The organism is Pseudomonas sp. SJZ078, assembly GCF_007828255.1.
Classification (GTDB): Bacteria; Pseudomonadota; Gammaproteobacteria; order Pseudomonadales; family Pseudomonadaceae; genus Aquipseudomonas.
Genome location: NZ_VIUG01000012.1, coordinates 72,671 through 90,528, shown reverse-complemented (window position 1 = coordinate 90,528; position 17,858 = coordinate 72,671). Strand labels below are relative to the sequence as shown.

The 17,858-nt window shown below is 61.0% G+C and carries 10 protein-coding genes; all 10 read left to right on the top strand.

Annotated elements, in window-relative coordinates; translation table 11 throughout:
* Positions 1-2 precede the first annotated feature (2 nt).
* The 10 genes from flgK to FBY02_RS13415 all read left to right on the top strand — a co-directional run bounded on the left by flgK (position 3) and on the right by FBY02_RS13415 (position 17,822).
* Positions 3-2,069, top strand: coding sequence for a flagellar hook-associated protein FlgK (flgK, locus tag FBY02_RS13460; protein WP_144928301.1), 2,067 nt, complete (start codon positions 3-5; stop codon positions 2,067-2,069).
* A gap of 13 nt (positions 2,070-2,082) precedes the next feature.
* Positions 2,083-3,648, top strand: a complete 1,566-nt coding sequence (locus FBY02_RS13455) for a flagellar hook-associated protein 3 (RefSeq protein ID WP_144928299.1) — start codon at positions 2,083-2,085, stop codon at positions 3,646-3,648.
* Between the two features lie 210 nt (positions 3,649-3,858).
* Entirely contained in the window at positions 3,859-7,437 is a 3,579-nt protein-coding gene (locus FBY02_RS13450) for a glycosyltransferase (protein ID WP_144928297.1), read from the top strand.
* Positions 7,438-7,511: 74 nt separating this feature from the next.
* Positions 7,512-10,433: a TIGR00180 family glycosyltransferase gene (locus FBY02_RS13445; RefSeq protein ID WP_144928296.1), complete on the top strand. Its 2,922-nt coding sequence runs from the start codon at positions 7,512-7,514 to the stop codon at positions 10,431-10,433.
* A 294-nt stretch (positions 10,434-10,727) separates the two neighbouring features.
* Positions 10,728-11,498: a glucose-1-phosphate cytidylyltransferase gene (rfbF, locus tag FBY02_RS13440; RefSeq protein ID WP_041023364.1), complete on the top strand. Its 771-nt coding sequence runs from the start codon at positions 10,728-10,730 to the stop codon at positions 11,496-11,498.
* Positions 11,480-12,553 (top strand): CDP-glucose 4,6-dehydratase, encoded by a 1,074-nt coding sequence (gene rfbG, locus FBY02_RS13435; protein ID WP_144928294.1) that lies wholly within the window; start codon positions 11,480-11,482, stop codon positions 12,551-12,553. The genes rfbF and rfbG overlap by 19 nt, the downstream gene beginning before the upstream one ends.
* Positions 12,546-13,865 carry a lipopolysaccharide biosynthesis protein RfbH gene (gene rfbH / locus FBY02_RS13430; RefSeq protein ID WP_041023366.1) on the top strand — a complete coding sequence of 440 codons (1,320 nt, stop codon included), beginning with the start codon at positions 12,546-12,548 and terminating at the stop codon, positions 13,863-13,865. Before rfbG ends, rfbH begins: the two co-directional genes overlap by 8 nt.
* A complete protein-coding gene (locus tag FBY02_RS13425; protein WP_144928292.1) occupies positions 13,865-14,560 on the top strand; it encodes a sugar phosphate nucleotidyltransferase in 696 nt (231 codons plus the stop codon). Before rfbH ends, FBY02_RS13425 begins: the two co-directional genes overlap by 1 nt.
* The gene (locus tag FBY02_RS13420; RefSeq protein WP_144928290.1) at positions 14,557-15,924 is read left to right on the top strand and encodes a CBS domain-containing protein; all 1,368 of its coding nucleotides are present in this window, start codon (positions 14,557-14,559) and stop codon (positions 15,922-15,924) included. Before FBY02_RS13425 ends, FBY02_RS13420 begins: the two co-directional genes overlap by 4 nt.
* Entirely contained in the window at positions 15,921-17,822 is a 1,902-nt protein-coding gene (locus tag FBY02_RS13415; RefSeq protein WP_144928288.1) for an N-acetylneuraminate synthase family protein, read from the top strand. The genes FBY02_RS13420 and FBY02_RS13415 overlap by 4 nt, the downstream gene beginning before the upstream one ends.
* The last annotated feature ends 36 nt before the right edge of the window (positions 17,823-17,858 follow it).

Genomic DNA, 17,858 nt, shown 5'->3' with positions numbered 1-17,858 from the left:
CCATGAGTTTGCTCAATATAGGGATGTCGGGTCTGTCAGCCAGCCAGACCGCATTGGTGACCACGGGTAACAACATTGCCAACGTCGATACCGCCGGGTATTCGCGTCAGCAGACCGTGCAGACCACCAAGGCCTCCAATCAATACGGCAACGTGTTCATTGGCTCCGGTACGACCCTGGCCGACGTGCGTCGGGTCTACAACTCCTACCTTGAAGCACAGCTGAAAACCACCACCTCGCTCAACAGCGATGCGGCGGCCTACCAGGGGCAGATCACTCCGCTGGACTCCCTGCTGTCGGACAGCGGTACCGGCCTCAACGGTGCGCTGACCAAGTTCTTCGCCTCGGTGCAGAACGTCAATGCCAAGCCGGGGGACGATGCGTCCCGCCAGTTGCTGCTCAGCGATGCCCAGGCCTTGAGCAACCGGTTCAACTCGATTTCCAGCCAGTTGACCGAGCAGAGCCAGAACATCAACGGCAACTTGTCGAACATGGTCAACCAGGTCAACGACCTGGCTGTCACCATTGCCCAACTGAACAAGAAAATCGCCGAAGTCTCCAACGCCGGCGGCGCGCCCAATGATCTGCTGGACTCCCGTGGCGAAGCCATTCGCCAACTGTCGACCTTCACCGGTACCCAGGTCGTGGAGAACGGCAGCAGCCTGGACATCTACCTGGGTTCCGGCCAGCCGCTGGTGATGGGCACCATCGTCAATACCCTTGAAGCCGTACCGGACAAGAACGATCCGGGACGCATGGGTATCCAGCTCAACAGTGGCTCCAGCTCCATGGATCTCACCTCGGTGCTTACCGGTGGCGAGATCGGTGGCCTGATGCGCTATCGCAACACCGTACTCGACCCGGCCATGAATGAACTGGGCCGCGTTGCCCTGGTGGTCGCTGACCAGATGAACACCGTGCAGGCGTCGGGTATCGACATGAACGGTGCCTTTGGTTCCAACCTGTTCAACGACATCAACAGTGCCACGCAGGTCAGTCAGCGCAGCGTTGCCGCGCTCAATAACAGCGCAGGTTCCGGCAACTTCAACGTGGCCATCACCGACGCTGGCCGACTGACCACCAACGACTACAAGGTGACCTTCACCAGCGGTACCAACTACACCGTCCAGCGCTTGCCCGATGGCTCGTCGATGGGCGCGTTCAGCACCGCGACCACACCGCCACCGGTAATCGACGGCTTCTCAATGACCTTCGCCAACGGCACCGCAGCCGCCGGCGACTCGTTCAAGATCACGCCGACCCGCAACGCGGCGGGCAACATCAAGACCGAGATGACCGACTCCAAGCGGTTGGCGATCGCCGCGCCGCTGGGTGCCGCCATTGCGCCGGGCGGCAGCGGCACGCTGACCATCCCGGCCAGCGGCCAGCCGACCCTGACGACCAATCTGGACATCTACGACGCGGCCACGACGACCGTCATCCAGAACGGCATCAAGACCTCCATGCCGGTCAAGGTGTTGTTCGGGGCGACCTCCGCCGATGGCACCAGCCAGGCTTATCAACTGCTCGATGCCCAGGGCAACACACTCAGCGCTGGCACGATCACTCCCGGCCAAAGCAACACGTTGAACCTGAGCGTCCCGCTCAAGGACGCCAGCGGCAACCCGATCATGGATTCGTCGGTGCCTCCGGTACAGCGTACCGTCAGCTTCGCCATGTCCATCGCTGGAGCACCGTCCAACGGTGCCGCGATCAACGTCAGCGTCAGCAAGGCGGGCAGCCTGGACAACCGTAACGGCACCATCCTGGCCGGTTTGCAGACCGCCAAGACCGTCGACACCGGTTCCTCCAGTGGCGGTATTTCCCTGAGCGATGCCTACGGCAAGCTGGTGGAGGGCGTAGGTTCCAAGGCTGCCCAGGGCAAGCTCGACAGCGCTGCCACTGGCGCGATCCTGAACAACGCCAAGAACGCCCGCGACTCACTGTCTGGTGTGGACCTGGACGAGGAAACCGGCAACCTGGTCAAGTTCCAGCAGTACTACACCGCGTCTTCGCAGATCATCAAGGCGGCGCAGCAAATCTTCAGCACATTGATCAACAGTCTTTAAGGAGCCGTAGCCCATGCGCATTTCTACTTCTCAGTTCTACGAAAGCACGGCTGCGAACTACCAGAAAAACTTCGCCAACGTGGTCAAGAGCAGCGAAGAAGCCAGCAGTCTGGTGCGTATCAACACCGCCGCCGACGATCCGGTAGGTGCTTCGCGTCTGCTGCAACTGGGTAACCAGGCCTCCATGCTGTCCCAGTACGAAACCAACGTCAGCACGATCAAGGCGACCCTGGGCACGACTGAAGCGGTGATGACCAGTATCAATAACGTGCTGCAGCGGGCGAAGGAACTGGCTGTGAGCGCCGGTAACGCCGGTTACACCGACTCAGACCGTAAATCCGTCGCTTCGGAGCTGGGGTCGATAGAAGACCAGTTGTTGAGCCTGATGAACACCAAGGATGAAAACGGCAAGTACATTTTCGCCGGCTCCAAGGGCGATGTCGTGCCGTTCACCCGCAACGGCGATGGCAGCTACAGCTACAACGGCGACCAGATGACCCTGGATCTTCCAGTGGGTGACACCATGTCGATGGCCACCAACAGCACCGGCTGGGAAGTGTTCCAGCAGGCCATCAACACCAGCCGCACCCAGGTCACCATGACCGCTCCGGCGGTAGATGATGGCCGCGTGGTACTGACCAACGGCCAGGTGTCGTCCGCCGTTACCTACAACAGCCAGTTCCGCAGCGGTGAACCCTACACCGTTGAGTTCACCAGCGGCACCCAGCTGAAGATCACTGATTCAAGCGGCAACGACGTGACCGCTGAAGCCAGCCAGGGCGGCGTCATCACTCCCAACACCCAGGCCGGGCAGAACGTGAACTTTCGCGGTGTCGACCTGACCCTGAACGTCAACCTCAAGTCCGGTGACGTCGCTGGCGCCGTATTGCCCGGTCGCACGTTCACCCTGGCTGCCAAACCCGACACATTTACCGTGGCGCGCAGCCCGGGCAACTCCACCGCAACGCAGATCACCGACAGTCAGATCACCGATCCGGTTGCCTATCACGCCAGTTTCCCGACGGGTTCGGCGGTGCTGAAATTCACCAGTGCCACGGATTTCGAACTGTACGCCGCGCCGCTGACCAGCAGCAGCCAGGTGATTTCCAGCGGAACCCTGGCAGGCAACGTCGCCACTGCGTCCGGGGTGAGTTTTACGCTCAATGGCGCACCGGCGGCCAACGATCAATTCAGCATTGCAGTCAATACCCACGAAACCCAGAACATCCTGGATACCGTGAACCAGTTGAAGGCTGCCTTGAGTACGCCAATCGAGGGCGATGCGATCGCCGGTCAGAAAATGCTCGCGGCGCTGGCTTCCGGTATCGGTAATCTGGCCAGCGGTACGGACCAGTTGACCAGTGGGTTGAGTTCGGTCGGTGGTCGTGGACAAGCGCTCGATACCCAGGCCGACACCAATCACAGCTTTGTTCTGGCCAACTCTCAGACCCAGTCGGCGATCCGCGATTCCGATCCGGCCGAGGTGATGACGCGCCTGACGTTGCAACAGACTATGCTGCAGGCATCGCAACTGGCGTTCAGCAAGATCACCCAACTGGGGTTGTTCAACAAGATCTGATGGTGGGTAATGTTGTCAATTGATTGAAATGAGACTGTGGCGAGGGAGCTTGCTCCCGCTTGAGTGCGAAGCGCTCGCAAGAAGGTCTGCTACGCCCGAGGCGTCGGACCGATCCAACGGGAGCAAGCTCCCTCGCCACGGCATATCCCGTCACCACGGCAAGCGCCTCGCCACAAGGGTCGGAGCACCGGCCGGCCGAGAGTCTTTCGCGTGAAACCAACACCTCTTGTCAGCATTGTCATTCCCGCATTCAACCCGCGCTTTTTTCGCGAGTCACTCAAGAGCGCTCTGGACCAGGACTACGAAAACCTCGAAATCATCGTGTGCGACGATTGCCCCGGTGATGACATCCGCCAGATCGTCGACGCATTGCAGGAATCTTCCCGCGTCGCGGTGCGCTATCTGCGCAATCCCCAGCGGCTGGGGTTCCAGCAGAACCTGTTGCGGTGCCTGGAAGAGGCGGGCGGCGCGTACATCAAGTTTCTCTGCGATGACGATAAGTTGCTTGGCTCCTGCGTGCGTCAACAGGCGCAGGCCCTCGACACGCATGCCGACGCCCGGTTGGTCATCAGTAAGCGCCACTACATCGATGCCGACGGCTACGTCTTGCCGATTCGCCTGGAGAACGTCGGCATCGCCCTGTTTGAAGGGCTGTACAAGGGCGACGATCTGTTGGCCTATATCGAGTCCACGCCACGCAATATCTTCGGTGGTTTCTCTGGCGCCATGATGCGCCTGGCCGATATCGAGTCCCTGTTGCCAGCGCTGGCCCAGGCCGGCCAGGGATTTGTCGCATTGCTCGATCTGGCGTTGTTCATCTGCCTGCTGCGGCGCGGCAACCTGGTGGAGCTGTGCAGTCTCGACAGCCTCGAACGGTTGTATCCACAACGCCTGTCCCATCGTCCTGACATTGTCGATGCCACCGTCGTCGAGTGGACGTGGCTGTCCCGGATGTTGGCGGAGCGCAGTGGCGAATCCGCGCCAGCGGCGGGCTGGATCCGCTATCAGACCCTCGATCAGGTCAAGCCAGGCCAGCCGCACGGCTGGGAAGAATTGAACCTTAATTCGTTGATGGCCAGTCGACAAGCCGTCGTCGGTTATCAGGTCGGTACCGACACGGAGAGTTACGACGAACTTTACGCCCAGTGGCTGGACTGTCGACGCTTTGACGCGGCGCGCCAACGGGTGGTTCTCCATCAGGTTGAACTCTGGCCCCGGCGCCCGGGTATCGTGCCGGTGGTGTTCGATTTCGAGGAAGACGCCGAGGCAGTATCGCTGACCCTCGACAGCATCGCTGGACAACTCTATGCCAGTGAGCCGGTGCTGTTGTTTTCCAACGGTCGCGGTGCACTCGAAGGCAATGTGCTGCGCATGGCGTTGCCAACGGATTGGGTGAGTGGCCTCAACGACATGCTGCCTCGGCTGGACGGTGCCGACTGGTTCTATCTGTTGCGCGCCGGTGACCGATTGCGGGAGTCGGCCTTGCTGGTGCTGGCCGAGCGGATCAACGCCATGCCTGGCATCGCTTGTGTCTACAGTGACGAAGGCGCGCTGGAGGATGGCAAGTCTTCGGAGCCGATCTTCAAGCCGGATTTCAATCTCGACCTGATGCGGGCCTATCCCTATGTGGGCAGGACCCTGGCCTTCGCTCGCGAGCGGGTACAGGCACTGGGTGGCTTCGATGCGGGCCTGGGTGAATTGGCGCCCCATGACCTGCTCTGGCGCCTGGTGGAGACTCAGGGGCCGCAGACCATCGAACACCTGGCGGAAATCCAGGTGGAGTCGACCCTGGACTTTGCCCAATGGCTTTCGCAGTCGCAGGTAATCGAGCAGAGCCCCAGACTGGTGACGGCACATCTGCAGCGTCTGGGTGTCGAGCATCGGTTGCATCCCGGGCCGTTGCCGTTGATTCCGCGGATCGAATACCTGCACCCCCAGCGTCCGCTGGTGTCGATCATTATCAGCGTCAAGGATCAACTGGCGGCGTTGGAAAATTGCATCAGCAATCTGTTGACGACCACTGCCTACGAGCATTACGAAGTCATCGTCGTCGACAACGGCAGCGAAACCGCCGAGATGCGTAACTGGCTGACGGCCATGGCAGAACTGGGCAGCGACAAGTTGCGGATTTTTTTCTCGGAAGAGTTGGGCAACGAAGCGCAGGTGCGCAATTTTGCTGTCGGGCAAGCTCAAGGCGATTACCTGCTGTTGCTCAGTCCGTTCTGTGTGACCCATGACGCGGCCTGGCTGGACGAATTGCTGAACCATGCCCAGCGCCCTGAAGTGGGGATCGTCGGCCCGCGGACTCTGAACATGCAAGGGCAGGTCATTGACTCGGGCCTGGTGTTGGGGCTCGATGGCTTGGCCGGCCGGCCGTTTGCGAACGAGCAGGTCACCGCCGGGGGCTACATGCAGCGCTTGCAGGTGGTGCAGAACTGGAGCGCCGTGAGCGGTCATTGCCTATTGGTGCGCAGGACGGTATTCGATACCGTCGGGGGGCTGTCGCCTGCCATTGAAACACCGGGCATCAACTTTCTCGAGTTGTGCCTTGAGGTCGGCAGGCAAGGTTACCTGGTGGTGACCACGCCTTATGCCAACGTAGTCCTGACCCCCTCTGCCGGGGCGGCACGCGAAGCGTCCTGGAAGCAACGCGTGGAACAAGAGCAGGAGTCGTTCTACCAGCGCTGGTTGCCCTGGATCGCCAACGATCCGGCCTACAACCGGAACCTGAGCCTGGCCGGCAACAGTTTTGGCCTGGCGCCGGGCCAACGCACCGGTTGGAATCCTTTATACAGTCGTCCGCTGCCTTCGGTCCTGGGCCTGGCCCTCAACAGTTCCGCCATCGGCCATTACCGCGTGAGCCAGCCGCTGATCGAACTGCGAGCCACCGGGCGGATCGTCGGACGGGTGTCCTATGAGATGCCGTCGATCATTGAGATCGAGCGCCAGTCACCGGATGTGATCGTGCTCCAGGGACGCTACAACAGCGGCAAGTTCAACGACATCGTCCAGGTGAAAACCTATTCCAACGCCATGCGCATCTACGAACTCGATGACTATGTGGCGAAGATCCCTGAAAAGAACGATCACACCCGCAACATGCCCGACGACATCGTTAACCTGTTGGAGCGCGGCATTGCTCTGTGTGATCGGGTGGTGGTGTCGACGTTCGCCCTGGCGGATGCATTGTCCGGTCTTCATCACGATATCCGCGTAGTGCCGAACATGCTGGCGCCGCATCTGTGGCATCGGCTGACCAGCCAGCGCCGTACGTCGATCAAGCCCCGGGTGGGTTGGGGCGGCGGTACCAGCCATCGGGGAGACCTGGAAATCATTGCCGAGGTGGTACGCGAGCTGGCGGATGAAGTCGAATGGGTCTTCTTCGGCATGTGTCCGGATTCCCTCAGACCCTATGTGCATGAATACCATGCCGGCGTCCCGCTGTCGGAATATCCGGCCAAGCTGGCGAGCCTGAACCTGGACCTGGCCCTGGCTCCGCTGGAACAGCACATTTTCAACGACTGCAAGAGCAACCTCAGGCTGCTGGAGTATGGGGTTTGTGGGTACCCGGTCATCTGTACCGATACCGAAGCCTATCGGGGTCATCTACCCTGTACCAAGGTGAAGACCAACAGCACGCAGGAATGGCTGGATGCGATCCGCATGCACCTGTCCGACCCACAGGCCAGTTATCGGATGGGTGACCAACTGCGCGAAGTGGTGCTGCGCGATTTCATGTTGCGCGGCGACAACCTGCGCTATTGGGCCGATGGCTGGTTGCCGGATTGATGGTCCGGCCAATGCCGCAACATGCCATGAACATAATGCCGCCAATTGGGCGACTCGCTCGTTAAGGAATTCATATGCAACGCAGTATTGCCAATGATTCATCCGCTCCGTTGAACGAGCGCTTTACCCTGGTCCTGTTGTCCCATGAGCAACCGCAAGCGTTGCGCCGGGCGTTGCGTTACTACGCCGATTATCCCTGTGCCCAACTCGTTCTCGATTCGTCCGCCGAGCCGGATGCCGACAGTGTGGCGGCATTGTCCGGCGTGCGTTATGTGCATCGAGCCGAGGCCGGTCACTTCGCCAACAAGCTGCGTCAAGGGCTTGAGCATGTGAAGACGCCTTACCTGGCATTGATCGACGTAGACGCTTTCCTGCTGCCGGAGGCCCTCGACCAATCACTGGAATTCCTGGCCGGTCATGACGATTATTCGGCGTGCCAGGGTTATGCACTGACATTCGAAGCCCATGCTTCCCGCGTGGACTATTACCGCAGGGATCGCAAGGGCGTCGAGGACTTCGCCGATGCGTCCGCCCAGGAGCGCTTGGCCGCTTATGCCGGGCATTGCCCTTCATTGATCAACGCCGTCAGCCGGACCGAAGTGGTCCAGCGCTGGTATGCCGCGTTGCCGGCGGATTTCGATCCGGCCTGGCAGGAACTGGGTCATGGCTGTGCGCTGATGGCGGCGGCCAAGGTCCGTGTCCTGCCGATCCCTTATGGGGTCCACGCCCTGGAAAGTCCTTCGACCCTGGAAGCCAGTCAGTTGGCCGCGGTGCTGAGCTATCGTGATGGGGGCACCGTAGCGTTACGTGAACGCTTGGTGACGGCCCTGGATTCGACGTTCGGATTGGGCCGGGGGGCGCCGTCGCAAGCGGTGGAAAGCCTGGAGGAAATTGGCAATTACCTGAGCCAGCGTGCAGCTTTTGCCCTGGCCAAGTTGTTCGAGGCGGCCTGGCACTCCCAGTTGCAAGGGCCCATTTGTCGTTTCGAGCCGACGCAGTTCGTCGAGCTTCCGTTCTACAACCAGCCGTTTTTCGAATCCCTGTCCAGGCTTGAATTCCTCATGCACGCGATACCGGCCGGGCGGGTCCAGTTGAATGAGCTGGAAGCGGCGCTGCTCAAGCAGAAAGAACTGGCGCGGCCACAGCGCAACGCCAGTGCCGAGCCGCTCAATGAGCGGCTGCTCAAAGCCTTTATGCTCAATGCTTTCAATCGCGACGTGGTGCAGCAGTTGGCTGCCTTGCTCGAGGAAGGCGGTGCCCAAGTCGAGGCCGAGCGGTTGAGCGAGTGGGCACAGCGGCTGGAGGACGTGATGCTGCAGGACCACTCCAGTCTTTTCGAAACCATGCGGTCGGGCCGCTTGTTGCGTTGGCTCGATGGGCGTGAGCCGAACGCGGCACAGGTCCAGCAGATCAGTCGGTACCTGGCGGGCCACAAGGGTGGACCGACCTTCGGCATCCTGCTCCTGGACCTGGAAGCGGATTTCACCCGCTTGCAGGCCACCTTCGACAGCGTGATCAATGGGGCCTGTCGGGCATTCAAAATCATTGTGTTCACCACCGGCGACCTGCCGGCCGAAACCACTGTCCAGAACACCCTGCATTTCGTCAAAGTCACCGAAAGCAACTATGTCGACAAAATCAATCTGGTGGTCGGCCAGATCGATTGCGACTGGGTGGTCCTGGCCGAAGCGGGGGATGAGCTGACGCCGTCCGGTCTGATGCATGCGAGCCTGGAACTGCTCGACGCGCCGCAATGCCGGGCGGTGGCGATGGACGAATTCCAGCGCCAGCCCGACGAAACCCTGGTCGATGTGTTCCGCCCCGGCTTCAATCTGGATCTGTTGTTGAGCGTACCGTCGTTGATGGCGCGGCACTGGCTGGTTCGTCGTGAGGTGCTGGTGCAGGCCGGTGGCTACTCGCGCGATTTCAAGGAGGCACTGGAGTTCGAACTGCTCCTGCGCTTGATCGAACAGGGCGGCATGAGTGGCCTGGCGCACCTGGACGAAGCGTTGCTGGTCTGCAAGGCAGGGCAGGAGGGCGACAATGCCGACGAGCGCAAGGCCTTGCTCCGCCATCTCGCGGCACGGGGCTACAAGGCTGATGTCGGTTCGCTGGTGCCGGGTGTCTACAAAATCGACTATCGCTTTATCGAGCGTCCGCTGGTATCGATCATTCTCCATGGCGAGGGCGAACTGGTGACGTTGCAACGTTGCATTGTCAACGTCCTGCAACGTACCCGTTACCAACGTTTCGAGCTGCTGGTGGCCGAGCATCCGATCCATGGCGCAGCGTTGAAAGACTGGCTCCGCAGCCAGGGGCACCAGGCCAGTCGCGTACGCTTCATCGAGGTGGAGCCTGGGCTTGGCACGGCGACGCTGATCAACCAGGCCAGCCAACAGGCCAAGGGCGAATACCTGCTCACCCTGGCAGTGGACAGCGAAGTCGTGAACGTCAACTGGATCGAGCTGTTACTCAACCATGCCCAGCGTCCGGAGGTCGGTGTGGTCGGTGCCAGGCTGATCGACCGGCAGGGGAAAATTACGCAGGCTGGCCTGATCCTTGGCCTCAACGGTGTGGTGGGTTCGGCTTTCGTCGGCGAACCTGCGGATGCCCGGGGTTACATGAACCGCCTGGCGGCGGAGCAGAATTGCTCGGCGGTGTCCTTCGCCTGCCTGATGATCTCCACGCAGCTGTTCCAGGCACTCGACGGGGTAGACGATACGTTGTTCGCCGAGGGGCTGGGGGATGTGGATCTGTGCCTGCGAGCCGCACAAGCCGGTTACCTCACGGTGTGGACGCCTTACGTCCAGGTCGTCAACCCGGGCAGCTTGTCGTCCTCGCCCGAGGCTCGCCAGGCACTGCTCGGCAAGTGGCAGGAAGCCTTGGCGCATGACGCCAACTACAACGGCAACCTGGACTTGACCGGTTCCGGCTACACCCTCGGTCCGGTGACCCAGGTGCCGTGGTCGGCGCTCATCGGCCAGGCCGGCGTGTAAGGCTTCGGTTCTTCGGTCGGCTGAATCACCGCTAGCGCGAGCAGGCTCGCTCCCACAGGGTTCTACTGTGCCTCTGGGGGAGCGAGGCCGCTCGTGAAAGCAGTCAATCTTCTTTTTTCCTTCCCTCCCTGAATTCCCTTTCTTGCCTCAAGGCCCCGTAATATTGGGCCTCCAATCAGTGGCACCATAATTGCTTTCTCAGTTATCAGCGCCTGTATTACCGGCAGCGACGCCGAATAATTGGCGTCTCTTGTGAGCAGTGGAGCGTCTTTGACGCTGATGAGAGAGAGGCATATGAAGGCAGTAATTCTGGCTGGAGGACTGGGCACTCGCATTAGCGAGGAGTCGCATCTCAAGCCCAAGCCGATGATTGAGATTGGTGGCAAGCCAATCATCTGGCACATCATGAAAATCTACTCTCACTACGGCATCAACGACTTCGTGGTCTGCCTGGGCTACAAGGGTTACGTCATCAAGGAGTATTTCGCCAACTACTTCCTGCACATGTCGGACGTGACGTTCGACATGGCCAAGAACAGCATGCACATCCATCAGGGCAAGGCCGAACCTTGGCGTGTCACCCTGGTGGATACCGGCGAGGTTACGGGTACTGGCGGTCGTCTCAAGCGCGTGCGCGAATATCTGGGCGACGAGACGTTCTGCTTCACCTATGGCGACGGCGTTTCCGACGTCAACATCCGCGAGCTGATCGAGTTCCATCAACAGCACGGCAAACTGGCTACGGTCACCACCGTCCAGCCACCCGGCCGTTTTGGCGCGATGGAGCTCGAAGGTGCATGCGTCAGGGGATTCCAGGAAAAGCCCCAGGGCGATGGTGGCTGGATCAATGGCGGCTTTTTCGTGCTGGAGCCTGCTGCGCTCGATGGCATTGAAGACGACACCACCACCTGGGAATACGAGCCAATGCGCAACCTCGCGCGACAGGGGCAGTTGATGAGTCATCTGCACCGTGGTTTCTGGCAGCCGATGGATACGTTGCGCGACCGCGTCTTCCTTGAGGAACGCTGGAACAGCGGCCAGGCCGAATGGAAACTCTGGACTTGAACGCATTCTGGATGGGTAAAAAGGTCTTCCTGACCGGCCATACGGGCTTCAAGGGTGGCTGGTTGGCACTGTGGCTGCGTCAGTTGGGGGCCGAGGTCCGCGGCTTTGCGTTGCCCGCTGAAACCACACCCGCTTTATGGTCCGTCGCAGGCGTGGATGCGCTGATCCCCGGTGATCTGGCGGACATCTGCGACGGCGCCGCGCTGTCCTCGGCACTTGGGGCATTCCAGCCGGACGTGGTCATGCATCTCGCTGCGCAACCCCTGGTTCGCGAGGCCTATCGCAATCCCGTCCAGACTTATGCCACCAACGTCATGGGCACGGTCAATCTGCTCGAAGCCGTTCGTCATTGCCCAAGCGTACGGGCGGTGGTCGTGGTCACCACTGATAAATGCTACGAAAACCGCGAGTGGGTCTTGCCCTATCGTGAATACGACGCCTTGGGCGGCTTCGACCCCTACAGCAACAGCAAGGCGTGCGTTGAATTGCTATGTGCCTCTTATCGCAATTCGTTCCTGCAGGATGCCGGCATCGCGCTGGCGACGGCTCGGGCCGGCAATGTCATCGGCGGTGGTGACTGGTCGCCGGAGCGGCTGGTGCCGGATATTTTTCGCGCCTGGCAGAACGATGAGGAAGTGGTGCTGCGTTATCCACAGGCAACTCGTCCCTGGCAACACGCCCTTGAGCCGCTGATGGGTTACCTGATGCTGGCCAGGGCGCTGGTGGAGGACGCTGAGCGTCACGTCGGCGCCTGGAACTTCGGTCCGCAGAGCGACAACGTCGCCACGGTCGAAACCATCGTCGGCCTGCTCGCCGGGCAATGGCCGACGCCGGTGCGCTGGACAGTCGATCCATTGGCTCAACCCCACGAGGCCGGTTTGCTGGCACTCGATTCCAGCAAGGCACGCGAAGAGCTCGGCTGGATGCCGCGCTGGTCCCTCGCGACCAGTCTCGAGCGCACGCTGGCCTGGCACCTGGCCTGGCAGAACGGCCAGGACATGCACTCCTTTACCCGCAAGCAGATCGCGGACTACCAAGGCGATACCCATGAGTGAAAGTACTACGCAACTGCGCCAACAAATTGTCGAGCTGGTGGGGCGCTATGCGCAGTCGGCGCTCGCTCCGCAGGTGTTCGTGGCCGGGCAGAGCAGTGTGCCGCCGGCCGGTAAGGTCATTGGCGCCGCGGAATTGCAATCGATGACCGAGGCGGTGCTGGATGGTTGGTTGACCACCGGCCGGTTCAACGAGGCTTTCGAAAAACGCCTGGCCCAATACCTGGGGCGTCGTTGCGTGTTGACCACCAATTCGGGCTCATCGGCCAACCTGCTGGCGTTTTCCGCCTTGACCTCCCCGCGCCTGGGGGATCGCGCGATCAAGCCCGGCGATGAAGTGATTGGTGTCGCCGCCGGCTTCCCGACCACCGTCAACCCGATCCTGCAGTTTGGCGCGGTACCGGTGTTTGTCGATGTCGAACTGGGTACATACAACATCGACCCGGCCAAGATCGAAGCGGCCATCGGACCGAAGACCAAGGCCATCATGCTCGCTCATACCTTGGGCAACCCCTATGACCTGGGTGTGGTGCGGGCGCTGTGCGACAAATACAAACTGTGGCTGATCGAAGACTGCTGCGATGCCCTGGGCTCGACCTATAAGGGCCGCATGGTCGGTACCTTCGGCGACATCGGTACCTTGAGCTTCTACCCGGCGCACCACATCACCATGGGCGAGGGCGGCGCGGTGTTCACCGACAGCCCGTTGCTCAAGCGCATCATGGAATCTTTCCGCGACTGGGGCCGTGATTGCTATTGCGAGCCCGGCCAGGACAACACCTGCAAGCAGCGCTTCTGCAAGCAGATGGGCGAGCTGCCGGAAGGCTATGACCACAAGTACACCTATTCGCACCTGGGTTATAACCTGAAGATCACTGACATGCAGGCCGCCTGTGCCTTGGCGCAGATGGACCGTGTGGAGGATTTCACGGCTGCGCGCAAGCGTAACTTCCGCTGGCTCAGCGAGCGGTTGGCCAATTGCAGCGACTTCCTCATCCTGCCCGAGGCGACCCCGGACAGTGACCCTTCGTGGTTCGGCTTCCCTGTGACTCTGCGCGACGGCTGCGGCATCAAGCGCGTCGAGCTGTTGCGCTATCTGGACAGCCAGAACGTCGGCACGCGGTTGTTGTTCGCCGGCAACCTGGTGCGCCAGCCTTACATGCTGGGCCGTAACTTCCGCATCAGCGGCGAGTTGACGGTGACCGACAAAATCATGAACGACACCTTCTGGATCGGCGTCTGGCCGGGACTGGGCGAGGAGCATCTGGGTCATGCGGCCCGCTGCCTGGAACATTTCTTCGGGCTGGATCGCTGATGCGTGCCTACGTCCTGTGTGGTGGTTTCGGCACTCGCCTGAGTGCCGTGCTCCAGGGTTCGCAGAAAGCCGTGGTGGATATCCACGGCCGGCCGTTCCTAGCGTTGGTGCTGGCGGAGCTGAAGCAGGCCGGCATGACCCAGGCCGTATTGTGCGCGCACTACCGGGCCGATCAATTGGCCGAACTGCTGCCGTCCCTGATGGCCGAAACCGGCCTGGATCTGCAGATAGTGGTCGAGGAACAGCCCATGGGCACCGGCGGGGCCATTCTGCATGCCTTGCGGCAGATGCCACCCGAAGGGCGCTTCCTGGTGCTCAATGCCGACACCTGGCTCGACCGTCGGGCCTATCGGTTGGCCATGACCGCCCCCGGCAATGTGCTGGTGGGTGTTGAGGTCGACGACCGCTCTCGCTACGGCAGCCTGGAATGTGCCGAAGATCTGCAACTGCTGGCGCTCAAGGAAAAGGGCTTGTCCGGACCGGGTGTGGTCAATGCCGGCGTCTATGCATTCACGGCCGACGCCTTGCAACACTGCGTCGTCCAGCCCTGCTCGATGGAACAGGACATCCTGCCGATGCTGATTCGGCGCCGCTCGCTCAAGGTCTGCGCCTATAGCGGACCCTTCATCGATATCGGAACGCCCGACGCCTTGAGTGCCTTCAAGTCGGGATTCGAGGAGGCCATCCAGCCATGAACCAACTGGCCAGAACACAAACCGTCTACATGAACCAGACCATTCTCGACGCCGTAGAGTGCATCGAGACAGGCGATCTGCAAATCGTCTTCGTGGTCAACGAGCATTGGCACCTGGAAGGCGTATTGACCAACGGTGACCTGCGTCGTTATCTGCTCCAGGGCGGTGAAACGAGCGTGCCAGTCACCGAGTGCATGAACACCGCATACCGTTCGGTCAAGGTCGGTGCTTCGCGCGAAGAAATGCTCAAGATCTTCGACCTGAGCTACAACGCGATTCCGGTGGTGGACGAGGCCGGTTGCCTGGTGGACGTCGTCACCCCGGCACGACTGGCCGCCAACCAGGAAGTGCCGGTGCTGGCCCGGGCAAGGGCGCCAGTGCGGATGAGTTTCAGCGGTGGCGGTTCGGACCTGACCTATTATTTCGTGGAAAATCCGGCGGCGGTGCTCAGTTGCACCGTCGGGCTGTACTCCCATGCCACGTTGATTCCGCGGACCGACAGCGTGATTCGGATCTTCTCCGAGGACCTGGGAACCCGCGAATCCTATGATTCCCTGGATGAGTTGCTGGAGCATGCCGACAAGGGCCTGCTGGCAACCATCGTGTCGGTGATCCAACCCAACTATGGGCTGGACCTGTACATGCGTTCCGATTTTCCGGTGGGCTCGGGCCTGGGCGGCTCGTCGGCGGTCGCCACGGCGGTGATCGCAGCGTTCAACGAGTTGCGTCGCGATCGTTGGACTACCTATGAAGTGGCAGAACTGGCATTCCAGGCCGAGCGCCTGTGCTTCGGCATCGCCGGTGGCTGGCAGGACCAGTACGCTTCGGCGTTCGGTGGCTTCAACCTGATCGAGTTTCGCGAGGGGCGCAACCTGGTTCACCCGATCCGTCTCGAGGATTCGATCTGCAACGAGCTGGAAGAATGCCTGGTGCTTTGCGATACCCGCATTTCCCACGATTCCGGCAAGCTCCATGTGCAACAACGCGCGGAAATGAGCAGCAAGGGTGAGCAAAGCCTTTTGCTGACCGAAAGCGTGTCGCTGTGCCGACGCATGCACCATCACCTGATTCGTGGTGAGCTGCATGATTTCGGCCGTTGCCTGCATGAGGGCTGGATGCTCAAGAAACAGTTCTCCCAGGCGGTCAGCGACAGTGTGCTTGACCAGATCTACGAGTGCGCCGTGGAAGCGGGCGCCTTGGGGGGCAAGTTGCTGGGCGCCGGTGGCGGCGGTTTCTTCCTGTTCTTCGTACAACCCCAGCACCGCCAGGCCGTGACCGAGAAGGTCAGAGCGCTTGGCTGCCGAACCACCGATTTCCGTTTTGAATCCAACGGTGTCACTTCCTGGCGGACCAAAATTCAATGAGCAAGCCGATCTTCAGCATCGATGGCGTGACCATCGGTGAGCAACATACATTTGTCATCGCGGAAGTGGGCAACAACCACAACGGCTCGGTGGAACTGGCCCGGCAACTGGTGGACGCGTCCATCGAGGCGGGGGCCGACTGCGTGAAGTTCCAGCTGCGTAATCGCGAGGCGCTGTACCGTACCAAGGCCGACGGCTCCCGGGCCGAAGACCTGGGCGTGGAATATATCCAGGACCTGCTGGATAAAGTCGAGCTGAGTGTGGATGAGCACCGACTGATCCGCGAGTACTGCGCGCAGAAGGGCATCAGCTACATCTGCACGCCCTGGGACGAGCCGAGTGTCGATGTGCTGGCCGGCTTTGACGTTCCGGCGCTGAAAATCGCCTCCGCCGACCTGTGCAACCCGTACCTGATCGCCAAAGCCGCTTCGCTGGGCAAACCGTTGGTCCTGTCCACCGGCATGTCGCTGGAACACGAGATTATTCGGGCCATCGAACAACTCAAGGGCCTGGGTGTTCCTTTCGCGCTGCTGCACTGCAACAGCACCTACCCGGCTCCGGAAACCGATATCCAGCTCGGTTACCTGGCGCGTTTGCGCCAGTTGCATGACCTGGTGGGGTATTCGGGCCATGAGCGTGGCACGGCCATCAGCATCGCCGCAGTGGCATTGGGCGCCAAGCTGATCGAGCGTCACATCACCCTGGATCGTAGTATGGAAGGACCTGACCATCTGGCGAGCCTTGAACCCGAAGAGTTTCGGCAACTGGTAGAGGGTATCCGCCAAGTCGAGAAAGCCTTGCCGTGGACCGGGCCGGGGCGCCATGCCAGCCAGGGTGAATTGCTCAATCGCGAGAACCTGGGCAAAAGCGTGATCGCGGCGCGGGCTATCGAATCTGGCGAAACGTTCTCCCAAGACATGCTGCGCGTTGCGAGCCCCGGCCAGGGCCTGCCGCCGTATCGGTTGGCTGACTTATTGGGTAAGCAGGCCGGGCGTGCCATTGCCCAGGGCGATTTCCTGTTCGACAGCGACCTGGTCGCACAGCAGGAGGTTCGCCGTGAATACGCCATGCCGATTCTCTGGGGCGTGCCGGTGCGTTACCACGACTTCCTGCAATACGACCAGTGGATCAAACCTGACCTGTTCGAATTCCATCTGTCCTACCGCGACCTGAGCGTGGCGCCACAGGCCTACCTGCGTACCGTCGAATGCTCGCGTCTGGTGGTGCACGCGCCTGAGCTGTTCGAGAACAGCGAACTGCTGGACCTGGCGGCGGATGACCTGGACTACCGCCAGCGCTCCATCGTCAACCTGCAACGGGTGGTGGATGCGACGTTGCAGATCGCCGAGTTCTTCCCCAAGGCCGATTCGTTGCTGATCGTGGCAAACGTCGGCGGCTTCTCGGCCGACGAGCCTTTCCCTCTCAGCCACCGGGCCGAGCTGTATCAGCGTTTCCGTGAGTCCTGCGCCCAGATCGACTTCGGTCGTACCGAGTTGATCCCGCAGAACATGGCACCGTTCCCCTGGCATTTCGGCGGTCAGCGTCACCAGAACATATTCATGATGCCCCAGGAGCTGGCCGAGCAGGCCAAGGCGATGAACATGCGCCTGTGCCTGGACCTCTCGCACCTGCAAATGGCCTGCTTCCATTTCGGCCTCGATTTCCAGGCTGCCTTGGCCTTGCTGCTGCCGCATTCGGCGCACCTGCATGTGGCCGATGCCAAGGGCAGCAACGGCGAAGGCGTACTGATGGGCACCGGGGACGTTGACTGGCCGGCGACCTGGGCGCAGCTCAAGCAGTATCCGCAGCTGAGTTTTATTCCCGAAGTGTGGCAGGGCCACAAGGATCATGGTGCCGGGTTCTGGTCGGCGCTTGAGTTTCTGAACGAATTGAATTGAGCCGAGCGCTCGGCGAATTGGGGTTTTGAGAGATGA